Origin of the sequence: Leucobacter sp. MMO-125 (assembly GCF_037148395.1) — a bacterium.
Lineage (GTDB): Bacteria > Actinomycetota > Actinomycetes > Actinomycetales > Microbacteriaceae > Leucobacter.
Genome location: NZ_JBBCTL010000003.1, coordinates 396,153 through 418,189, shown reverse-complemented (window position 1 = coordinate 418,189; position 22,037 = coordinate 396,153). Strand labels below are relative to the sequence as shown.

The window sequence follows — 22,037 nt, the reverse complement described above, 5'->3', positions numbered from 1 at the left end:
AGACCCCCTCGCTGCTGAACCGCTGCCGCGGGCGGGGCCTTCTGGCCCTGCCCGCCGCAGCGGTTCGAAATGATGTCAGTGCGTCCGAGCTGGCCACGAGCATTCCCCCACCCGCTGCCGACTCGGCTCAGATCGCTTACGCGAGGCGGCCGGCGAGCTCCGAAATCTTGTCGGGTCGGAAACCCGACCAGTGCTCGTCGTCGGTCACCACAACGGGAGCCTGCAGGTAGCCGAGCTCCTTCACCGTTTCCAGCGCGGCTTCGTCCTGCGAGAGGTCGAGCACGTCGTACTCGATTCCCTTGCTGTCGAGCGCCCGGTAGGTCGCCGTGCACTGCACGCACGACGGCTTGGTGTACACCGTGATGGCCATTTCACGCCCCTTTTCCAAAAGTCATACGCCCCGTCCGGGGCACTACATATAGTGAACCACACCCGCGTGAACCACAAGATGCAGTAGTTACAACGCTGTAGTTTTCCACTTTATTTCCACCGGAGCCGAGCGCATCTGGGGAGAACTTTCGGCGGAGTTCCGCCCCTTTCGGGTGGTTATCCACAAGCCGGGAGGCAGGGAAGTTTTTTCCCACACACTCCCGCCCCGGCGTGTCGCATGACACCCCCGCACAGAGCCGCACAAGCCGCCGCACACCCACCCCGGCGGGCCTCGATTCAGAGCGCGATCGGCCACAGCAGCTCCCTCCCATCGGGCTGAAACCAGCGCAGCACCAGCATCGCGTCGGCCGACTCGGCAACCGCCGACCCGCTCGCGCTGCGCACCACCACCCGCAGCCGCTCCTCTGGATACACCGTGCGGGGCAGCGACAGCCCCAACATGCCCTCGCCCGCGAGAGCGAAGCGCACCGAGTGCAGCGGCCCGTCACCGCAATGCTCCACCTCGATCACACCGCTCGCCGAACGCGCAACCACCCGCCACGGCACCTCGACGGCGCCCGCCTCAGAACCCGCCGCCGGCACCATAGGCCGGGCCAGCGACAGGCGGCCCCGAGGGGGCGGCTGCAGCCGGGTGCTCAAGCGAAAGGGGGTCATGTCCTCACGCTAGGCGGCACCACTGACATTGATGGGATGCGGGTGCGCTGGCGCGCCTCGCTCACACGCCCTCCCCAGGCTGCAACGCACCGCATCAGTCTGAGCCGAGCGGGCCAGCTCACACGTGGTGATACGGCCGACCCGCCGCGATCTCCTGCGCGCGATAGATCTGCTCGGCGAGAATCAAACGCACGAGCTGATGCGGAAAGACGAGCTTCGACAGGCTCCACACGAAATCGGCGCGCTCACGCACGCGATCCGCCACCCCATACGCACCGCCGATCACCACAGTCACCGAACGACCCGCCGCAAACGCTCCCTGCAGCGTCGCGGCAAGCTCAGGCGAATCGACATTGCGCCCGCGCTCATCGAGCAGCACCAGAAACGCATCGCGATCCACCTTCGCGAGAATGCGCTCCGACTCCTCAGCCCGCGCCGCATCCCCCTCACGCGCAGAATGGGGCAACAACTGCCAACTCACATCGAAGGGCTTGCGCAGGCGCTTCTCGTAGCGGTCGATGCCCTCCGTGACCCACGCCTCGTGCTTCTTGCCCACCGCGAGCACCCGCACCGTCATCGCGACCGCACCGTCTCGAGATAGTCGGCAATGCGGCCGATCGCCTCGGTCAACACCGGCACCGACGGCAACGTCACAAAACGCAGATGGTCGGGCGTGGGCAGATTGAAGCCTCGCCCGTTCGTGACGAGCACTCGCGTCGCGCGCAGCAACTCGATCACGAAGCGCTGATCATCGTCGATCGGATACACCTCGGGATCGAGCCGCGGAAAGAGATACAGCGCGCCGCCCGGCCGCTCACAACTCACGCCGGGAATCTCCGTCAGCAGCCGGTGCGCAACATCCCGCTGCTCCCGAAGCCTGCCCCCGGGCGCGCAAAGCTCGACGATCCCCGAGCCGTTCGACCCAGCCGCGAGCGCAATCGGGATCGCATGCTGCGCCGGCACACTCGCGCACATGCGCATATTCGCGAGCAGGGTCAGACCCTCAAGGAAGTCGCGCGCGACCGCGCGATCACCCGAGGCGACCACCCAGCCCGAACGATACCCCGCGATGCGCTGCGCCTTCGACAGCCCGCTGAACGTGAGACAGAGGGTGTCGCGCGCGTGCAACGCCGCGTGCTCATGCACCGCCCCATCGTAAAGAATACGGTCGTAGATCTCGTCGGCCATCAGCACCAGGCCGTGCCGTTCAGCGAGCGCCGCGAAACCGCGCACCAACTCGGGCGAATAGACAGCGCCGGTGGGGTTGTTCGGGTTAATGAGCACGATGCCCGTGGTGCGCGGGGTGATGAGGCGCTCGATCGCTTCAAGCTCGGGCATCCACCCGTTCGACTCATCGCAGGGGTAGTGCACGGCAAGACCGCCGGCAAGCGTCACCTGCGCCGTCCACAGCGGATAGTCGGGGGCGGGCACGAGAATCTCGTCGCCGTCGTCGACGAGGGCCTGCAGCACAAGCGAGATCATCTCGCTGACACCGTTGCCGATGAACACGTCGTCGGGGCCGACTCCGGCGACGCCCTCCTCGGCGTAGAAGCGGGCTACCGCCTCGCGGGCGGTCAGGATGCCGCGGGAGTCGCTGTACCCCTGGGCTATGGGCAGGATGCGCCGCAGCTCCTCAACGATCTCGGGCGGTGCCTCGAAGCCGAAGGGGGCCGGGTTGCCGATGTTGAGCTTGAGGATCTTGTGCCCCACGCGCTCGAGCCGCTCGGCCTCCTGCAGGATCGGGCCGCGCACGTCGTAGCGCACCCCCGCCAACTTGCTCGACTGGGTAATGGGGCGCACGCGAAAATCCTACTCCCGCTCAGCTCTGCTGGGCGTAGAGCTCGGCGTAGGCGCCGCCGCGCAGCAGGAGCTCGTGGTGCGTGCCCTGTTCGAGGATGCGGCCTTCGCCGACAACGTAGATGCGGTCGGCGTCGACGACGGTGGAGAGTCGGTGGGCGATTGCGATAGTGGTGCGCCCGCTGCGTGCGTCGTCGAGCGCGCGCTGCACGGCGCGCTCATTCACGGTGTCGAGTGCGCTGGTTGCCTCGTCGAGCACGAGCACCCGAGGGTTCTTGAGCAGCACCCGAGCGATGGCGATGCGCTGCTTTTCACCCCCTGAGAGGCGGTAGCCGCGCTCCCCCACGATGGTGTCGTAGCCGTCGGCGAAGCCTGCAATGGTGTCGTGGATATTGGCGAGCCGTGCCGCCGCTTCCAGTTCCTGCTGCGATGCGTCGGGCTTGGCGTAGCGCAGGTTCGCGGCGACCGAGGCGTGGAAGAGGTAAGGCTCTTGCGTGACCACGCCGATGCGGTCGACAAGCGCTTCGTGGCGCAGCTCGCGCACGTCGTCGCCCGCGTAGCGCACAGTGCCGGCACTGGCGTCATAAAGGCGCGGAATCAGTGAGCCGATGGTGGTCTTGCCCGAGCCAGAAGCACCCACGAAGGCGACGAACTCGCCCGGTTCCACGTGAAACGTGACCCCGTCGAGCGTGGGCCGTTGCTGCGCCCCGGCGTCCGGGTAGCGGAAGGAGACCCCGTCGAAATCGACGCGGCCGGCCTGGCCGGGGGCATCCGACGGCTCGCGGGCGTCGGGGGCGTCGGTGATCGCGGGCTCGAGGTCGAGGTACTCGAAGATACGGGCGAAGAGCGCCTTCGAGGTCTGGAGGTCGAGCGCAATGCGCATGAGCGCCATGAGCGGGAAGAGCAGGCGCGACTGCACCGTGGTGAACGCGACAATCGTGCCGGCCGTGATCCCAGGGTCGAAACCCTCACCCTGCCCGCGCGCAATGATCCACCCCGACACCAGATAGACGATGGCGGGCACGGCCGACAGAAACACCTGCACGAGGGCGAAGAAGACCTGGCCGCTCATCGTCTGCCGCACCTGCAGTTCGATCTGTCTGCGGTTCTCTGCGGCGTAACGCTCGGTCTCTGCTCGCTGCCGGGAATAGGTCTTGGCGAGCAGCACCCCCGAGACCGAGAGGGCTTCCTGGGTGATTGCCGTCATTTCGGAGAGCGATTCTTGGGTGCGGCCCGCGATACGGGCGCGAACCTGACCCACCCGACGCTGCGCGATCACGAGGATCGGCATGAGCACCACTGCGATGATGGTGAGCTGCCAACTGAGCAGCAGCATCGCGACCGCAGCTGCGATCACGGTGACCGTGTTGCCGATGATGTTCGAGACCGTATTGGTGAGCACATTGGCGACACCGCCCACGTCATTCTGCAGGCGCGACTGGATCACGCCGGTCTTGGTGCGGGTGAAGAAGCCGAGCTCCATCGACTGCAGATGCGCGAACAGTCGCACGCGCAGATCACCCATTACCCGATTGCCGACGCGCGCGGTGAAGAGGGTTTGCACGATGCCGATTGCCGATGACAGCACGAAGGCCGCGATCATGCCCGCCACGAGCCACGACAGCAGTTCGAGGTTGGGCATCCCGCCCGGCGGGAACAGCCCGTCGTCAAATATGCGCTGCGTGAGAAGCGGTGGCAGGATGCCGAGCCCGGCGGCGATCAGCACCAGCACGATGATCACCGCGAGCTGCCAGCGGTACGGGGAGAAGAGCGCCGCGATGCGCTGACCGAGATGCGGGATCTGGGGGGCCGCTTCGTTGATCTCGCGCTGGCGCGCCGCGTCGCCCGCGGATACGCGCGATCCGCGCCCGCCTCCTATGCCACCGCCCATGCTCATGGTTCGGAGACTACCTGCAGCGGCCGACATTCACGCGGTGCGTCCGCTGCAGGCGGAGAACTGCGCACCCGCCCCGCATCGGCGGCCGCCGCTACGGAGTGCAGGCCTGCAGCGTGTCGATCGGCATCCACGGCGAGGTGGTTCCCCCGTCGATGCCCCAGAAGCCAGGGGTCTGCACCCTGAGTTCAAGGGTGCCGAAGAGGCCCGCGTTGTATTCGTCAACCGAAGCGGGTGCGACCACCAGCGGGAATGTCGCCGACCAGCTGTGCGGGCTCCACGCCGCTGCGCGCGCAAGAATCCCGTGCCAAGTGAGCCACGGGTAGCGCAGGTCCGGCGCTCCTTCGAGCAGCGGATCGGTGATCGGGGTGGTGATTCCCAACAGCCGGTGCCGCGCGAACACCACACCGTACTCGGAGAGTTCGCCGTCGAGTCGCACGGTTCCGAGCTGACTGCCTGGCACCGCCAGGCAGACCCCCGTCACGCTGATCCCGGAGACCACATTCGGCCCGGTTTGGCCGCACTGCGGCAGTGGTACGCTCACCCACAGCCCGGCAGCAGACCCCGTGACGAGGCGAGCCTCGACTGCCGTCGTGCTCGCGACGAGCACGTCGAGCCCTGACATCGCTTCCGAAGCCCAGTTCCGGTCGCCGCCGGTCACGGCGGTAACCGTGCTGCCGCCCAGTTCGGCAGGAAGGCGCAGCTCGACCGAACCCGTCGCGCTTGCGCGCCCGGAGATCGAAAACTGCCCAGCATCGACATTGGGGGTGAAGCACGGCTCCCCCGGAAAGAGGGTGGCGGGCTCCACTTGTGGGCCCGTCGGGCCCGTTGTACCCGGATCGGGCTCCCCAGGTACCGTCTCCGACGTGCCCGGTGCCACAGTCTGCGGCACCTCGGCGGGCGCCCCCGATCCCGGCGCATCCTCCGCGGAGGCGCGCTTCGTGACCACAGGCGGTGACACTGCATCAGCGCTGCGCGCATCCGGCTCGGCGGCATCAGCCCGGGTGAGCAGGTCTCCAGCCCCTCCGGCAGCATCATCCGCTGGCGCAGCTTCCACGGGAGCCGACGGATCCGTTCCTCCACCGAAGGAGTTCACGAGCGCCACCCCGCCGACCGCTGCCGCGGCGAGCGCAACCGAAGCAGCAACTGCGACGACGGCGATCGTCACCCCGCCGAGCCCGGCCCCGGAAGAGCCACCGGCGCCGCCGGCACCCCCCGACCCGGCACCGCCACCAGCCGCCGCAACTGCAGCGGCCGCGGTGGCAGAGACGCCTGATCCCGCCCCGAGCGTCGCCGCGAATGCGGCCGCGGATCCGCCTCCGAGCACCACCAGCGAAAGCACGAGGGCGAGCTGGCGGTTGAGCATCGTGAACTCGGCGGCGACGGCGGCGCACGCCTCGCAACTGTCGAGATGTGCTTCGACCTCTCTGCTCTGCCTGGCCGGCAGTTTGCCGCGCTGAAAGTTCTGCAGGCGGCGGCGCGTGGTCCGGCAGGCAAGATCGGCGAGCTGCATGTCGGCGTGCTCCTCGACCCACGCCGACTGCAGCCCCTCCCGGGCCCGCAGGGCGAGCGCCGAAACGCCATTCGGCGAAATGCCCAGCAGCGGTGCCGCTTCTCGCGGCGGGAGCCCTTCAACGACGGTGTACCAGAGCACTGCCCGCCAACGCTCTGGCAGCGATGCGAAGGCCCGGGCCGCCGATTCGCGGTCGAACGCAGCGTCTGCGCCGGGAGCCTCTTCGACCACGTCAGGCGAGGTTTCAAGATCAGCGACGGCATGCTCCGGCGAACGGTAGGCGTCTACGGCGAGCGAAGACAGCACCCTGTAGAGATAGGGGCGGAACGCGCCGCTGGGCCCGCGCCCGTCACGCACAAGCTCGAAAATCTTCAGGTAGGCGCCGGAGACGAGATCATCGGCATCGAGCGAGGGGGCGATGTTGCGAGCCGCTGCGTAACCGGCGCGGCGATGCCGCCTCCACAGCTCGGCGAAGGCGTCGTCACCGCCATCGCGGCTCAGCTCAAGCAGCTCGGAATCCGAGTGCCGTCGCCAATCATCGCTCATCACCACAAGCCCCCACTTGGTTGCGGATCCGCGCCGATTCCCTGCGACACAAACCCAGATAAGCCCCTCGTGCCCCGAAATCGGTGCGCAAGGCCCCCTCCATCCGATTATCGGTGGAACCACTGGGAACTCCAATTCGGGCACTGTGAGAAAAATTTCTGCAAACGCGCGTCACGATTCGGAGATTCTGCCGTCTTCTGTGTGCCCGGCTTCTGCGCTGCTTCCCCCAGAAGTATTCCCAAGCGCAGGAGCCGGGCTTCGAGCGCAGGGGTGCGCTCGAACCGTACCGAAGGGGGACACAAGGTATGCGATTCTCAGCGCTCAGGCGAAAGAATCAGGATCAGCCGAAGGGGCGGCGCGTAACGCGCGTGCTCGCGGGAGCGCTGTCTGCGCTGCTGTTCGGCGGCGCACTCGCGGCTGGCGGGCAGGTGCTGCCGGCGGCTGCCGCGGAGGGCGCTTCGATTCTCATCAGTAAGACGGTGAACGGGGAAAAGGAGGTACGCGACCTCCGCCCTGGCGATTCTGTGACGTACCGTGTCGAGTTCCTTGCGAACGATGAAGACGCGGACGGCCCTGCGGTTGTTGTGGACGCACTGCCCGCCGCATTCGCGGGTTGGCGGATCAGTGACCTCAATGCCAGCTTCAACAATCAGCGCACCGGTGTCACCCTCGATCTCCCCGGAATCGCCACGGGCGACTCCCCCACGCAGCCTCTGAGCGGCACCCTCCCGAGCGATCCCGCACAGCTGCGGATCACTGTCGGGGTGGCGTTGCCGGTGCAGGCAGGCGCGGGCAACACGGCGGGCACGGGCCTGCCGACGGGCGCGCAGGGCGTGCTCGAATACACGATCACCATTCCTGAGGGGCTCGCCCCGAATGATCCGGTGCTCCGCTCCGACCTCACCAACACCGCAACCTTCACCGCCAAATCAGGTGCGAAAGCACTCGAGGTGTCGTCGAGCGCGATCATCGAAGTCGACAACCCCGTTTCGATCGACGTCGCACCGGTGAAGAGCTGGAGCCCGTCAGCGCAGAGCTACGAACCGGGTGCCGCCTCGACGGTCACCATCGGCGCAACCCAGGCCTCGAACATCCCCGCCAGCGCGATCAAACTGCAAGACCCCGCCGACCCGGCGCTCGCCCCCGACGGCGCGAGCGCACTGCCCGCGGGCAACCCCTTCAACTTCGTCGACTTCGCCGGGTTCACCGCACCCACAGACCCCACAAGTGCCCGACCCGCTGGGGCCGACAGCACCACTGTCGAGGTGTACCGGTTCACCGGCGGATCCTGGAACTGGGTGACGTGGACGCCCGCAATCCCCAACACTGAGATCGCCGGCGTGCGCACCGCCTATACCGCGGCAGAAGCGAGCATTGCTCCCGGCGCGTCGGTCTCTCAGGCATTCTCCGTGACGCAGCGCGCCACGAACCGCAGCACCGGCGCCAGCGTGGCAACGGGCTGGACGGCAAGCAATCAGGTGCTCGCCACCGTGGAAGCACCTGATCAGGCACCGGTGTCGAAGCCAGCCGAAGCAGGTTTCGAGGTGGCCCCCGAAGCGATCGCGGTCAACGCTCAGAAGCGGTTCTACGCGCTTCCCGGCGGCACCGAAACCCCCGCCCTCGCAGACATCACCGCAGGCGAATCCGTAGGCGTCGTGCTGCGCGCCATCAACCCCAGCGCACCCCAGAGCACCAGCCTCGACACGCTCACGATCGCCGAGCCCGGCACGGGCTCCGATCCGCTCTTCCTCGGATCAGATCTCACCTTCGACGGTTTCGACAACAGCAACCTCGACGCGATCTGGCCGGCCGGGGCCGACACTGCCGAGTTCACCTGGCTCCACGCCGGCGGACCCACAACCGTCGCCCTGACACGGGGCGATCCGCTCCCTGCACCGCCAGCCGGCGCGACAATCACAGGCTTCTCGATCAGCTACGCAGGCAAGATCGCGCCGAACACCGCCGCAGAGCTGCGCTACCGCATCAAGACGAACTCCGCTGAGACCTTCGTCGCACCCGGCACCCGCACCCAGCCGCTGCCGAACGTCATCGCGGTCACCGGCACCAAGGCAGGCATGCCCGACGCCACCACCACCGCCCGTGCGACGCTCGCGCTCGTCGCCCCCCGCATCGACGTCGTCATCGACAAGCGCGTCGGCCCCGGCACCGTGCTCCCCGGCCAGAACGTCGTGGTGCAGCTCGACACCACAGCCACCACCGGCGGTGGACGCACCAAACCGACAACGATCACCGTCGAAGATGCTTGGGGCGGCGCAGGCACCTTCTGGGACGCCTTCGACGCGACGCAGATCCTCCCCCCGATCAGCAGGCCGGTCAACATGACCGAACCCGCGACCCAGGCCAATCTCGACATCTACATCCGTGATGCCGCCGGCAACTGGGCGACGACCCCGCTCGTCACCAACCCGGCAGAGCAAGACGCCTTCCCGCTGCCCGCCGGCGTCACCGGTGTGCGCTTCGTGTACACCAACGAACAGGGTCTCTCACAGAAAACCTACGTGAAGCCCAACCTGTCATTCACCGCCCGCACCAGCCTGCGCAGTGACGCCGCTACACCCACAGCAACCGACTACCTCACCGCCAAGCGCTACGAGAACGTCGCCTCAGCGACAGGTACCGGCGAACTCGACAGCCGTGTCGTCACCGGCAGGGCCAACGACGCCGAGAACGTGGGCGTGCGCGGCACGCAGGACAACGGGCCGGAGCCCGGAACCGGAATGTGGGCGTCGAAGGCCTGGGCCGACGACCTGCTCACGTCGCAGTCCGGGGCACGCACCTCCACCACGCAGCGCTGGGCCACAACCGAGCCCGGCTACGCCACGGTAGTGCTGCAGGATCCGGCAGCGCCCACCGCAAGCGGCGCAGGCACCGTCTTCGAGGCCTTCAACCTCACGCATATCCGCCCGATCCGCACCAGTGGATCCGCCGCAAACGCAACCGTCGACCCGCGGCTCGCCTGGGATCTCGTCACCGACGTGCAGCTCTACAACGGCAGCGACTGGGTGAGTGTGACCCCGATCCCCGGCGGCAGTTGGATGAACGCCAACGGTTTCACCGGGTACACCCTCACCCCCCAGCAGCAGCTCAGCACGCTCGGCGTGCGCCTCGTGCTCACCGAGAACACGGCCGCGCGCGAGGCCGCAGCCCAGGCAGGCGACCTCACCGCCCCGAAGGCCGGCACCGGCGTTGCGGCCTCGGCCGACATCCGCACCTTTCGCCTCGACTGGCAGCTGCGCGAGCGCGCCCGCACCGCCGACGGATCGGTGAAGTGGGTGAAGGAGCACAACACGACGTTCAACTGCGTAGGCGCCGCCGATGGCTGCGTCGAGAACGTCTTCGCCGCAACCGGGATCCGCGGCGACTCGACCTCGGATACGGCAACCGCCGCAGACACCATCCAGGTGCTCGACGGCACCACGAACGTCGACCTCGTGAAGCAGGTGCAGCCCCTCGACGCCGTCACCGGTGCCCCCACGGGCTCACCGGCAGCCAGCATCAAGATGACCGTTCCGAACGAGGGCGAGCTCGCCGCGGCCGACTACCCGCGCGCCCGCTACACCCTTACCGGCTCGAATGCTTCGACAGCGCCGCAGGGCACGCGGGACGCCATGCAGCTCGCGAAGATCCGCATCACTGACACGCTGCGGCCAGGCACCGTAGTCGAAATCGACGAAAGCCAGTTCGCCGACCGCGACTACGGTGCCGAGGTGCGCGGTGCGGGCAACCACTTCGATGTCTTCAACCTCACCGGGGTGAGCTTCGGCACGCTGCCCGCCTTCATCGACACTGCTGACAGCGAGGTCGAGCTGTGGCTCTACGACGGCACCCCCGCCGGCACACGCACCACGTTCACGCTGCAGCAGGTGCTCAACGGCGACCCCGCCTTCACGGCGCTGCTGCCTGACGTGATCGGCATCGCCACGACGTTCTCGGGCACCGACCCCGATACGAACGGCAACCGCATCGCCGTCGGTAGTGCGCTCGTGATGAAGCTCGACGTGCAGTTGCGCGAAGAGTCACGACTCACCGGGCTGCCTGTCGAGGGCGGCGACATCGACTCCGTGGTGAGCGTGCCGAACCTCGCGGTAGCCCGCGGCTGGGATGCCGTCATCGCACCCGAGACGCAGCCGAGCGACACCGCCCAGGCGGCCGTCGATCTGCAGAAGGCGGCCGTGCAGGTCGCACTGCAGAAGACCGTCGCCGTGCAGCACGGCTCCTCGAGCGACACCACGATCATCGAGGCCTCGCCCACCGACCCCGTGCAGGTGGCGCTCACCGCGAACTCGAACGGTTCGACCGCTCCGCTGAACACGCTGCGCATCGAAGACGACTCCGCCTCGTTCTGGCAGCGCTTCGAGTTCGTGTCGTTTGGCACCGTCACCGCCCCCCAGGACGCCGACACCTCAGCACTGCAGGTGCAGGTCGACGGAGCATGGACGGCGTTCGACGGCTTCACCGGCGACCCGGCGAAGATCACCGGCGTGGCCGTCGACTTCTCGCGCGCGGCAGGGAACGGGCTCTTCCCGCAGGGCGCAACGTCGTGGAACTCTTCGTGGGGCTCCGCCGCGCTCGGCTTCACCGTGCGCTTGCGCGCTGACGCCGCAGTCGATTGGACTGGCGACAGCGAGCAGAACACGGCGAGCGTGGTCGCAGACAACCGCGCCTACGGCCGGGCCGACGCCGACGCCGACGCCGAGGTGACCTTCGGCCCGGGCACGCACACGCTCAGGGTCAGCAAACGCGCCCCGAACGACGCGGGCACCCACCAGGTCGAACCGCTCGTGAGCATGCCCTGGCAGCTCATCTTCACGAACACGGGCACGGGCTACCTGCCCCTCGTGAACGTCACCGATACGCTCCCCACCACACTCGAATGGGATGGCGAACAGCCCACCTTCACGAGCACCGGCACGGGCGGCCTCAGCACCGACCCTTCGGATGTTTCGGTGACGCGCTCGCCCGACGGCAGGTCGCTGGTGTTCACCTGGCCGGAAGGGTCTCGCATGGCGCCCGGTGAGACGATGACCATTGGGCTCGGACTCGCCCTGCTGCCGGTTCCTACGGGCACTCAGGCGACGAACACCGTCACCGTCGAGACTGGCGTGCCGCTCGCGGTGTGCCAGCAGCCAAACGACTTCGGGCAGCAGCCGCCTGCCCCTGTCGAGGCGTACCGCTGCTCGAACACGAACTTCGTGCAGCCGCGTGCGGGCACCGTGGTCGGCTCAGCGAAGACGGTGCGCGGCGAGTACGTCGACACCCTCGGCGAGAATCTCGTGAACGGAGCACTCAATGTGCGCACCGGCGAGGAGTGCCTGCCCACGGTGTACCGGCCCATCGGCTCCGACTACACGCGCAACCCCTGCGCATCGTATTCAGCGGTCGGAGCGCGCGACACCTGGAAATTGCAGCACTTCAACACGGGCACGAACCCGCTCGCACGGATGACGATCGTCGACATGATGCCGACGATCGGCGACAAGATGCTTGCGGGCGGCGCGGAGCGGGGGTCGACGTTCCGGCCCGTGCTCGTCGGCGAGAACCTCGCCGATGTCTTCCGATTCAGCGGTTTGCCCGCGGGGGCGACACCCACGGTCGAGGTGACCGTGAATCCCGCTGCCTGTGTCGGTGACGTGCCTGGCGGATCGCTGTGGGTGGCGGATCCCACCTGCTCCGACACCGCGACGAACCCGGCGAATGTGTGGACCCCCGTCGCCGCGTTCACCGGGGACATCGCCGATATCGCCGGTATTCGTGTGAATGTCGATATGACCGCGACACCGCTCGCACCAGGCGGCGACGTCGTCATCGAGTTCGACACCGTGAACCGCGTGATTGACCCGGCAGCTCAGGGCCTTCACCCCACGCTCGAGCAGTTCGCAACCCCGCAGTTCGCGTGGAACCAGAACGGTGTGATCGCCTGGGATACCTCTGGAAACCGGGTCAACCTGCCCGCGACTCCGCAGCGTGCCGGTGTCACCGTGAAGACGGCACCGCTCGTCATCTCGAAGCAGGTGGTCGGTGCCGGCGTCGAGAATGCGCCGGCCGAGTATCCCGTCGAACTCTCCTGCACCGTGCCGAGCGGCGTGGCCGATCCCGCCCGCGTTTCGCTCGACCTGGGCGAAATGTCTACGGTGATGGTGCCGAAGAACGGCTCGGTGACCGTGCCGGGCATGCCCGTCGGCGCCGATTGCACGGCGACCGAGGCCGGGGCTGTCGGCGAGCACGGCGAGACCGGCCGCTCGATCGAGACGCAGCCGGGGGTCTCCCCTGCGAGCGACGGCCAGAGCGCTGAGGTGCGCATCAGGGAGCAGGAGGATGGTGCGACGCAGCTGCGCTTCACCAACACCTACACCCTGGGCGGCATCGTGGTGGAGAAGTCGGTGCTCAGCGCTGACGAGCACCCGGTTGCGGCAGAGCACCGCTCGGAGCGCTACGCCTTCGAACTGGTCTGCGAGGCTCGCGGGCTGAGCGATCCGATCACGAAGCGCTTCACCCTCAGCGCCGGCGAGCGGCACGCCGAGACCGGGCTGCCGGAGGGGGCGCGCTGCGCACTCACCGAGACTGGCACCGGCGGGGCGAAGTCGACTTCGATCACCGTGGCTGGTGAGGAGACCGCGGGCGCGAGCCGCGACGGCATCGTGGTGGCTGCCGGCGGCACCACCGCGCTGGTCGCGAACACCTTCGACGGCGTGCCCCCGACCCCGCCGGCACCGGGCGGGGTGCTCTCCACCACGGGTGCCGAACTGTGGGGGCTCGCCGCCGCTGTGGTCGCGCTGATCGCGGCAGGCGGTGTGGGCCTGGGCGTTGCCCGGCGCCGACGCAGCTCGAACGCCTGAGCCACTTCGGAAACGCCGCAGCGGCGGTCGCCCTCACCGGGCGGCCGCCGCTGCGGCGTTTGTGGGGTTCTTGGCCGAGCCGTTACTCGCCGCCTGCGCCCTCGGCGCTAACGATGGCGCGCTCGAGGCGGGTGAGCTTCGCGTCGAGTTCGCCTTCGTAGCCGGGGCGAATATCGGCCTTCACCACGAGCGACACCCGCGATCCGAAGGGCAGCACAGCCTCGGTGGCGCGCTTGACGACGTCGAAGACCTCGTCCCACTCCCCCTCGATCTCGGTGAACATGCTGCTGGTGCGGTGCGGCAGCCCCGAGGCGCGCACCACCTTCACGGCTTCGGCAACGGCGTCGGAGACGGAGTCGCCTCGCTGTGGGCCGCCGCTCGGGGCGACGGAGAATGCGACGATCATGCGCGGTATTCCTTTCGGGGTGATGTGGGGCCGGGTTGACCGGGGGCGGATCCAGAAGCGCCTCGATCGAGGTGCCGCTCAGGGCTGCTGTGTCACTTCGCGGCGGCTGCGGCCTCCTGGGCGGCTTCCCGGGCGCTCTTCGGGCGCCTCGCGAAGAGCAGCGCGACGAGCGCACCAAGGATCATCACGCCCATCGGCATGAGAATCGACTCCGCCATTGCCGCCGAGAAGTCGCCCTGCAGGGCGGCGGGCAGAGCTCCCGATCCGCCGGTCGCTCCGCCGAACCCACCAGCTGCGTCAGCCGCTGCGGGGCCGAAATGGGCCGCGATCCGCGATCCCATGAACGCCGCCATCGCAGCGGAGCCCAGCACCGCACCGACCTGCCGGCTCGTGTTGTACACGCCTGAGCCGGCCCCTGCGAGATCTTGCGCGAGGCTGAAGGTGGTGATCGACGCGAGCGGGCCCCACATGAAGGCGTTCCCGAGACCGAGCACCGCGCTCGGAATCAGCAGCAGCCACAGCGATATGTCTGGGCGAGCCATCAATGCGTAGCTGGCCAAACCGGCGGCGACGAGCAGCAGACCGAGCACGGGCAGACGGCGCGGATCGCGCCTGTCGATGAGCAGGCCGATGGGGCGGGCCAGCAGAATCGACAGCACCGCCATCGGCACCATCATGAGCGCCGACTGCGTGGGTGTGAGCCCGCGCACCAACTGCAGGTAGAACATGAGTGGCAGCGCCATACCGGTGACTGAGAACCCGACGGTCACGATCACCGCAGAGCCCACCGAGAAGTTGCGGTCACGGAAAATCTGCAGCGGGATCAGGGGTTCGCCCCGCTGTACCCGCTGCCAAAACACGAACAGCGCGAGCACCACGACGCCCGCGATGATGAGACTCCACACGGTGATCGGCCCCCAAATGGTGCCCCAGTCGAAGCTCTCACCCTCCTGAATACCGAACACCAGCAGGAACATGCCGACCGCGCTCAGCAGCACCCCGAGCCAGTCGAAGCGGTGCGCGTGAGTGGGCAGCACCGGCACGAAGCGCAGCGCGAGCACGAATGCGATCACACCGACGGGCACGTTGATGAAGAAGATCCACTGCCAACCCCAGGCATCGACGAGAAACCCGCCGAGGATGGGCCCCACCAGTGTCGCGACGCCCGCCGTGACACCCCAGACAGCCATCGCCGAGCCCCGCTCGCGCGGCGGGAAGATGCGCGTGATCACGGCCATGGTCTGCGGCGTCATGAGCGCCGCACCGAGGCCCTGGAAGACGCGGGCCGCGACGAGCGTTTCGATGCCGCCGGCCAGGCCGCACGCAAGCGATGACAGCGTGAAGACCGTCAACCCAACGAGGTAGATACGGCGCGGGCCGAAGCGGTCGCCGAGACGGCCCGTAATGAGCAGCGGCACAGCATAAGCGAGCAGATAGGCGCTCGTGGCCCACAGCGTTGCCACCATCGTCGTGTCGAGGCCGCGCATGATCGACGGGTTGGCCACCGACACGATCGTGGTGTCGACGAGGATCATGAAGAAGCCGAGCACCAGAGACCACAGGGCCGGCCACGGCCTGATCTCGGAGCGGTTGGAGGAAGGGGCGCTGTTCACGCGGCAAGCCTACTCCCGGCCTCTGACATCGACAGGCGGGAGGGGCGGATCGCGGGCCTTGTCGGGCACTCTCCCGGGCGGATCGCTGCCGTCAGCCAAGGCTCGCACAGGCCTTAATCGCGGCGGCGGGGATCGATTCAGGGCTGGGCGGCGCGCGCGGTGTTCGGTAGCGTCGAAGCATGACCGCTGCAGCTGCGCCCCTCCCCGCCCCGCGAATCCCCATCGCCCCAGGCGTTGAGATGCCGCAGCTTGGCTACGGCCTCTACAAGGTGCCGGCAGACGACGCCGAACGGCTGGTGTCCCTCGCCCTGGCCGCCGGATACCGCCACCTCGACGGTGCCGCCTTCTACGGCAACGAGACCGGCGTGGGAAGAGGAATCCGCAGCGCACTCGACAGCGGCCTCTCGCGCGAAGACCTCTTCGTGACCGGCAAGGTGTGGAACACGGAGCAGGGGTACGACCGCACCCTACGCGCCTTCGACCGCACGCTTGCAGATCTGGGGCTCGATCAGCTCGACCTCTTCCTCATCCACTGGCCGTGCGCCGCACGGGGGCTGTTCGTCGAGACGTATCGTGCGCTGGAGCGGCTGCGCTCAGAGGGGCGGGTGCGGGCGATCGGCGTGAGCAACTTCCAGATCCCTCACCTGCAGCGACTGCTTGACGAAACCGAGACCGTGCCCGCTGTCAACCAGGTCGAACTGCACCCCTGGCTGCAACAGCGGGAGCTTCGCGAGTTCCACGCCGAGCACGGAATCACCACGGAGGCGTGGTCACCGCTCGCGCGCGGGCGACTGCTCGACGACCCGGTGCTCGCGGAGCTCGCGCGGGAGCGGGGTGTGTCGGTCGCGCAAATCGCGATCCGCTGGCATCTGCAGAGCGGCAACGTCGTGATTCCGAAGGCCAGCAGCGCCTCCCGCATCACCGAGAACGGCGATGTGTTCGGCTTCGAACTCGACGACCAGGCGATGGTCGCCATTGCCGGGCTGGATCGCGGCTTCCGCAGCGGCTCCCATCCCGACGAGGTGAACTGAGCCCGGAGGCCCAGCCCCTGACCAGCCCCAGCCCACGCCCCAACAATATGGGATCTGCCGAAGATATGGGATTCACAGTCGAATCGACCATATCTTCGGCAGATCCCATACGGATCGCCGCCAGGCCCGTCGTGTACGGCGGGGACTACCCCTTGATGGCCTCGCTGAGCTTGACCTTGGCACCCGTGCGCAGGATCGAGTTGCTGTAGATACGCGCGCCGATCCAGAGCACAATCGCGATCGAGACGAGCAGCACGCCCATCGACAGCAGCGGCTCCCACCACTCGGCAGTGCCGAGGTACAGCCGCATCGGCATGCCGATGGGGGCCGAGAACGGCACGTAGCTCATGATGGCGAGCGCCTGCGGATTGTCGTTGAAGAAGATGATCGCGAAGTAGGGCAGCATCACGAGCCACATCACCGGGCTCACCGCCGAGGCCACGTCTTCCTGCCGCGACACGAGCGTTGCCAGTGCGGCGTACATCGTGGCGAGCAGCACGAAACCGAAGGCGAACAGGATGCCGAACCAGATGAGCGAGGTGCCGAGTTCGCCGAGCAGCAGATCCTGCCCCGTCGCCAGCATGCCCACCGAGGCGACCGCCACGATCGCCACAACCTGAGCGAGCGCGAGGATGCTGTTGCCAAGAATCTTGCCCGCGAGCAGGGTTCGTGCCGAGACCGTGGCGAGCAGGATCTCGACGATGCGGGTCTGCTTCTCTTCGACAACACTCTGCGCGATCGTGGTGCCAAAGGTGATCGCGCTCATCATGAACACCACGCCGAAGGCGATCGCGATGACATAGGCGAGCGCCGGGTTGTCGGTTGTGGGTGCCAGCAGCTCGACGGAGGGTGTCGCCGAGAGCGCGCTCAGCACGTCGGTCGGGGGGCTGTCTTTTGCGAGCACCGTGAGATTGACAGCGGTGTCACCGCCGGGCACGACCGCCGCGTCTACCTCACCATCGAGCACGAGCTGCTCGGCGGCAGCGCGATCTGACGCCTGCATCACCTCGAAGCCGTGCCCCGCGAACGGCTGCAGCGCCGTCGACGCCTCGCCAACCGCGGCGACCTTCGTCGGGCCGCCGAGCCCGCCCGTGTTCGCCATGAAGCCACTGAACAGCACACCGGCGAGCACGAGTAGCAGCAACACACCGCTCGACACCAGGAAGGCCTTGCTGCGGAGCTTAGTGGTGATCTCGCGCTCGGCGACGAGCCAGGCGCCCTGCGCACCTCCGACCGGGCGGGATGCGGCACGGGTCTGAATCTGCGTGGTCATTGCACGACCTCCTTGAAGATCTGGGCGAGCGTCGGGGTGACAGGGCCGAAGCGGCGCACTGCAGACTCTGCCGAGTCGAGTGCGACGGCACGCACGAGCAGGGCCTGCGCGGCAGCGTCGGTATCGGCTTGGAAGCGGGCGAAGCCGCCATCGAGGTGGGTGACCGAGATGCCGGGCTGCTCACGCACCCAGCCCGCATCGGCGGTGGCGCCGGTGAGCTCGATCTCGAACTCGCGCCCCGAGTGCTGGGCGCGCAGATCTTCGCGGGATCCAGAGGCAAGAATGCGCCCGTTGCCGATCACGACGACGTCATCGCAGAGGCGTTCGACGATATCGAGCTGGTGCGACGAGAACAGCACGGGCGCGCCCTGCGCTGCGTAGTCGCGCAGCACGCCGAGCACCACCTCAACGGCGATTGGATCGAGACCGGAGAAGGGCTCGTCGAGCACCAGCGCGATCGGCTCGTGCACGAGCGCCGCAGCGATCTGCGCGCGCTGCTGGTTGCCGAGCGAGAGGCTCTCGAGGGTGTCGCCCGCGCGCTCACCGAGGCCGAGCCGCTCGACTAGGCCGCTCGCCGATGCCTTCGCAGCGGCGGCGCTCATCCCGTGCAGCCGACCCAGGTAGACGAGCTGCTCGAGCACCTTCATCTTGGGGTACAGGCCCCGCTCCTCCGGCATGTAGCCGAAGCGTGCCCGATCGGCAGCGGTGAGCGGGCTACCCGCGAGGGTCACCGTGCCACTGTCGGCCGCGAGCACCCCGAGGATGATGCGCATCGTGGTGGTCTTGCCAGCGCCGTTGCCGCCGACGAAGCCTGTCATGCGGCCGCCCTCGACGCCGAAGCTCACCTCGCTGAGCACTCTGCGTTCTCCGAAACTGCGGGAGACGCCTGCGATTTCGATCATCTCGTCTCGTTCCTTTCCCTAGCTGTCTCCACGCTACGGGCAGCCTCTGACATCGCACCTCCCCCGCGGGGAGGAACCGCCTCCGCCAGAGGGAGGAAGCGAATGTCAGAGGCTCGCCCTAACCTGGAAACATGACAGCACACAGCGCAGCCGAGTGGGTGCGACCCCAGCCGAGCCGGGCGAGCTTGCGCGGTGATATCGGGCTCGCGCTCCTGCTCGCGGTCGCGGCGCTCACCACCTCGCTGCTCTATCAACGCACGGGCCTCATCGCCGAGCCCGCCGAGCCGTGGGTGTGGGCGCTGGGCCTGGGGCTCACCACCCTGCCGCTCGCGGTGCGGCGGCGCTACCCGGTGCCCGTCGCCGCAGCGGTGTCGATCGGCTTCTTCGTTTGCGGTCAGTTCGCCGTGCCCGAGATCCTCATCGTCAACATCTGCCTCTTCATCGCGCTGTACACGGTGGGGGCCTGGGAGCCGCGGCGTGCGCTCTCCGTCTGGACGCGGATCGTGATCGGCGGTGCGCTCATGGCATGGCTGGTGCTCTCGCTCATCATCTCGTCCTCAGACACCGACTCCTTCCCCGGTTTGTCACGATCCGGCCTGTTCTCGGCCTATGCGACCTTTGCGGTGATCCAGCTCATCACCAACTTCATGTACTTCGGCGGGGCCTTCTACTTCGGCGAGCGCTCGTGGCGAGCGGCCCGCACCCAGGCGCTCCTCGAAACGCAGGGGCGCGAACTCGCGCTCGAGCGGCAGACCAGCGCCGCCCAGGCAGTGGCCCTCGACAGGCTCGGCATCGCTCGCGAGCTGCACGATGTGGTCGCGCACCACGTCTCGGTCATGGGCATCCAGGCTGCCGCCGCACGGCGCAGCCTCCACCGAGAGCCCGCCCGCGCCGCTGCCGCACTCGAAGTGGTCGAGCAGAGCGCCCACACCGCCGTCGAAGAGCTGCGGCGGCTCGTGCACACGCTGCGCACCCCCGAGACTGAGGGGGCGTCGAGCACCGTCGGCATCGCGCAGCTCGCCACGCTCGTCGCGGAGTCGCAGAGTGCAGGCGTGCCCACCACGCTCATCGTGGCGGGCGAGCCGCGACCCCTGCCGATGCTCGTCGATGTGGCCCTCTACCGCGTGGTGCAGGAAGCCCTCACCAATGTGCGCAAGCACGCGGGCCGCGGTGCCTCGGCGGAGGTGCGGCTGCGCTTCGAGCAGCAGGCGGTCGAGGTCGAGGTGAGCGACGACGGGGTGCGTCAGCGAGTCGGTGCGTCAGCCGAGGGCTCGGGTCTTGGCCTACGAGGCATGCGAGAGCGGATCGGGGCCGTCGGCGGCACAGTGCAGGCGGGTCGGCGCGAACCGGGCACCGGATCGCCGGCCGGTGGCTTCCTGGTGCGGGCGACAGTGCCGAGCGTCGGTGAGAGCTTCATCGGGAGCGCCGAGCCCGCAACGCGGCCGGTGGCAGATCTCGGCGCAGGAGGAGCAGAGGCAGGAGCAAGAGCAGGCACAGGAGCCGGCACCGGCACCGTGCCGCTTGCAGAAGGATTGGGAGTGCGCCTGTGATCCGCGTACTACTCGTAGACGACCAGGCACTGGTGCGCTCGGGCTTCCGCATCATCCTTGAAAGCGAAGCCGACATCGAGGTTATCGGCGAGGCCGCGAACGGCGTCGAGGCCGTCGAGCTCGCGGCCGCCCTCTCCCCCGATGTGATCTGCATGGACGTCGAAATGCCCCAGATGAACGGCATCGAGGCCGCACGGCGCATCCTCGGCAGCCCCAGCGCAGACGGTCCGCCCGTGCTGATCCTCACCACCTTCGGGCACGACGCCTACCTCTTCGACGCGCTCGCGGCGGGCGTCAGCGGCTTCCTGCTCAAGACCTCGCGCGCGGAGCAGCTGATCGACGCCGTGCGCACGCTTGCGGCCGGCCAGGCACTGCTCGGCGCAGATGTGACACGAGCCGTGATCGAGCGCATCTCGGGTGGCGCACCCGCCCCGTCCGTGTCCGCACCGGGCGCCGCCGGGCCGCTCACCACCCGCGCGGGTGCCCCTGGCCCCGGGGCGACGCCCGACACCGCGGGCGAACCCGATGCCGCTGCCGCGCTCGACCGGGCCGGTCTCACCGAGCGCGAGCGCGAGGTGCTGGCGCTCATGGCCGAGGGTCGATCGAATGCCGAGATCGCGAGCGCGCTCTTCCTCGGCGAGGCGACCATCAAGACGCACGTCTCAAACGTGCTGCAGAAGCTGGGCGTGCGCGACCGCATCCAAGCGGTCGTGTGGGCGCACACCCAGGGCGTCGCAGTAGGAGGCAATCGCTCCGCCTAATCAACCTCCAAGAGCCAGCCCACGCGATTCGCCCATCTACGTCACCCACGGAGACGGTTTCGCGCGATCCACCCCCGGTGATCCGCAGCCAGCTGCCGCAAGGCGCCGCAGAGCCGCAAGGCACCGCAGCGCCGCAGTGCCGCAGTGCCGCAGCGCCGCAGTGCCGCAGCTCCGCAGCGCCGCTCGCGATTGAACCCGGTGAGTCCGATCAGTGCCGCGTGGGTGACTCTCGATCGCGGGTCTCACGCACCCGCGCCTCAATGCCCGCGATGAGGAGGTCGAGACCGCGCTCGAACACCCGCCGGTTGCGCTCACTGCCCGAAGGGTGCTCCCGGATCAGCATTCCCAGGGTGCCACCCGCGCGCTCCGGATCGAGGATCTCGTCAGGTGAGAGCGCGTCGAGCGTCACTCCGAAGGTGAACGCGTCGATGACCTCGATGGTGGTGAGAATCTCCTGATCGGGCAGCCCTGCTTCGATAAGCGCCTCAGTGAGCACGCGGTAGACGCTGAGCACATCCGGCTCGTCGATGACCACGGTGAGCATGAGCTGCAGCACCCGCGGATGGTCGGCGTACATGCGCCAAGTGAGCTCGATCTCCTGGCGGATCTTGCGGCGCCAATCGCTCGCATCGGGGAGCGGCCTGATGTACTGCGCGACGAGCACCTGGCGCATGGCCTGAATCACACCCTCGCGCCCGGCGACGTGGTGGTAGAGGGAGGAGACGCTCACGCCGAGGCGGCGCGCGAGCGGCACAAGCTGCAGTTCCTGGCCGTCTTCGACCATCTCGATGGCGGCGCGGCCGATGATCTCACGGCTCAGTCGCGCGGTACGGGGTCTCGCCACGGAGCC

Annotated in this window: 15 protein-coding genes; 4 read left to right on the top strand and 11 right to left on the bottom strand. The window is 68.1% G+C overall.

Features of this window, described 5'->3' with window-relative positions; genetic code table 11:
- Positions 1 to 136: 136 nt before the first annotated feature.
- From nrdH to WFI54_RS09520, 6 genes are all read right to left on the bottom strand, one after another.
- Positions 137 to 370 (bottom strand): glutaredoxin-like protein NrdH, encoded by a 234-nt coding sequence (nrdH, locus tag WFI54_RS09545; RefSeq protein ID WP_024356182.1) that lies wholly within the window; start codon positions 368 to 370, stop codon positions 137 to 139.
- A 296-nt stretch (positions 371 to 666) separates the two neighbouring features.
- A complete protein-coding gene (locus tag WFI54_RS09540; protein ID WP_336652555.1) occupies positions 667 to 1,044 on the bottom strand; it encodes a hypothetical protein in 378 nt (125 codons plus the stop codon).
- A 118-nt stretch (positions 1,045 to 1,162) separates the two neighbouring features.
- Entirely contained in the window at positions 1,163 to 1,621 is a 459-nt protein-coding gene (gene rlmH / locus WFI54_RS09535) for a 23S rRNA (pseudouridine(1915)-N(3))-methyltransferase RlmH (protein ID WP_336652554.1), read from the bottom strand.
- The gene (locus tag WFI54_RS09530) at positions 1,618 to 2,844 is read right to left on the bottom strand and encodes a pyridoxal phosphate-dependent aminotransferase (protein ID WP_336652553.1); all 1,227 of its coding nucleotides are present in this window, start codon (positions 2,842 to 2,844) and stop codon (positions 1,618 to 1,620) included. The genes rlmH and WFI54_RS09530 overlap by 4 nt, the downstream gene beginning before the upstream one ends.
- A gap of 19 nt (positions 2,845 to 2,863) precedes the next feature.
- Entirely contained in the window at positions 2,864 to 4,732 is a 1,869-nt protein-coding gene (locus WFI54_RS09525) for an ABC transporter ATP-binding protein (RefSeq protein WP_336652677.1), read from the bottom strand.
- A 97-nt stretch (positions 4,733 to 4,829) separates the two neighbouring features.
- Positions 4,830 to 6,794: a sigma-70 family RNA polymerase sigma factor gene (locus WFI54_RS09520; RefSeq protein ID WP_336652552.1), complete on the bottom strand. Its 1,965-nt coding sequence runs from the start codon at positions 6,792 to 6,794 to the stop codon at positions 4,830 to 4,832.
- A 305-nt stretch (positions 6,795 to 7,099) separates the two neighbouring features.
- On the opposite strand from WFI54_RS09520, the gene WFI54_RS09515 reads away from it, so the two are divergent.
- Positions 7,100 to 13,651, top strand: coding sequence for a DUF5979 domain-containing protein (locus tag WFI54_RS09515; protein WP_336652551.1), 6,552 nt, complete (start codon positions 7,100 to 7,102; stop codon positions 13,649 to 13,651).
- Positions 13,652 to 13,733: 82 nt separating this feature from the next.
- On the opposite strand, the gene WFI54_RS09510 is transcribed toward WFI54_RS09515, so the two are convergent.
- The gene (locus WFI54_RS09510; RefSeq protein WP_336652550.1) at positions 13,734 to 14,057 is read right to left on the bottom strand and encodes a thiamine-binding protein; all 324 of its coding nucleotides are present in this window, start codon (positions 14,055 to 14,057) and stop codon (positions 13,734 to 13,736) included.
- A 92-nt stretch (positions 14,058 to 14,149) separates the two neighbouring features.
- Entirely contained in the window at positions 14,150 to 15,670 is a 1,521-nt protein-coding gene (locus WFI54_RS09505) for a DHA2 family efflux MFS transporter permease subunit (RefSeq protein ID WP_336652549.1), read from the bottom strand.
- 179 nt (positions 15,671 to 15,849) lie between these two features.
- On the opposite strand from WFI54_RS09505, the gene WFI54_RS09500 reads away from it, so the two are divergent.
- On the top strand, positions 15,850 to 16,701 hold the full coding sequence (locus tag WFI54_RS09500; protein ID WP_336652548.1) for an aldo/keto reductase: 852 nt from the start codon (positions 15,850 to 15,852) through the stop codon (positions 16,699 to 16,701).
- A gap of 145 nt (positions 16,702 to 16,846) precedes the next feature.
- Here the strand turns inward: WFI54_RS09500 and WFI54_RS09495 are convergent, their stop codons facing one another.
- Together WFI54_RS09495 and WFI54_RS09490 are read right to left on the bottom strand one after the other, a co-directional pair.
- Positions 16,847 to 17,974, bottom strand: coding sequence for an ABC transporter permease (locus tag WFI54_RS09495; protein ID WP_336652547.1), 1,128 nt, complete (start codon positions 17,972 to 17,974; stop codon positions 16,847 to 16,849).
- The gene (locus WFI54_RS09490; protein WP_336652546.1) at positions 17,971 to 18,876 is read right to left on the bottom strand and encodes an ABC transporter ATP-binding protein; all 906 of its coding nucleotides are present in this window, start codon (positions 18,874 to 18,876) and stop codon (positions 17,971 to 17,973) included. The genes WFI54_RS09495 and WFI54_RS09490 overlap by 4 nt, the downstream gene beginning before the upstream one ends.
- A gap of 131 nt (positions 18,877 to 19,007) precedes the next feature.
- Between WFI54_RS09490 and WFI54_RS09485 the strand changes: the two genes are divergently transcribed.
- On the top strand, positions 19,008 to 20,426 hold the full coding sequence (locus tag WFI54_RS09485; RefSeq protein ID WP_336652545.1) for a sensor histidine kinase: 1,419 nt from the start codon (positions 19,008 to 19,010) through the stop codon (positions 20,424 to 20,426).
- Positions 20,423 to 21,187, top strand: a complete 765-nt coding sequence (locus WFI54_RS09480) for a response regulator transcription factor (RefSeq protein WP_336652544.1) — start codon at positions 20,423 to 20,425, stop codon at positions 21,185 to 21,187. The genes WFI54_RS09485 and WFI54_RS09480 overlap by 4 nt, the downstream gene beginning before the upstream one ends.
- 208 nt (positions 21,188 to 21,395) lie before the next feature.
- On the opposite strand, the gene WFI54_RS09475 is transcribed toward WFI54_RS09480, so the two are convergent.
- Entirely contained in the window at positions 21,396 to 22,031 is a 636-nt protein-coding gene (locus WFI54_RS09475) for a TetR/AcrR family transcriptional regulator (RefSeq protein ID WP_336652543.1), read from the bottom strand.
- Between the last annotated feature and the right edge of the window lie 6 nt (positions 22,032 to 22,037).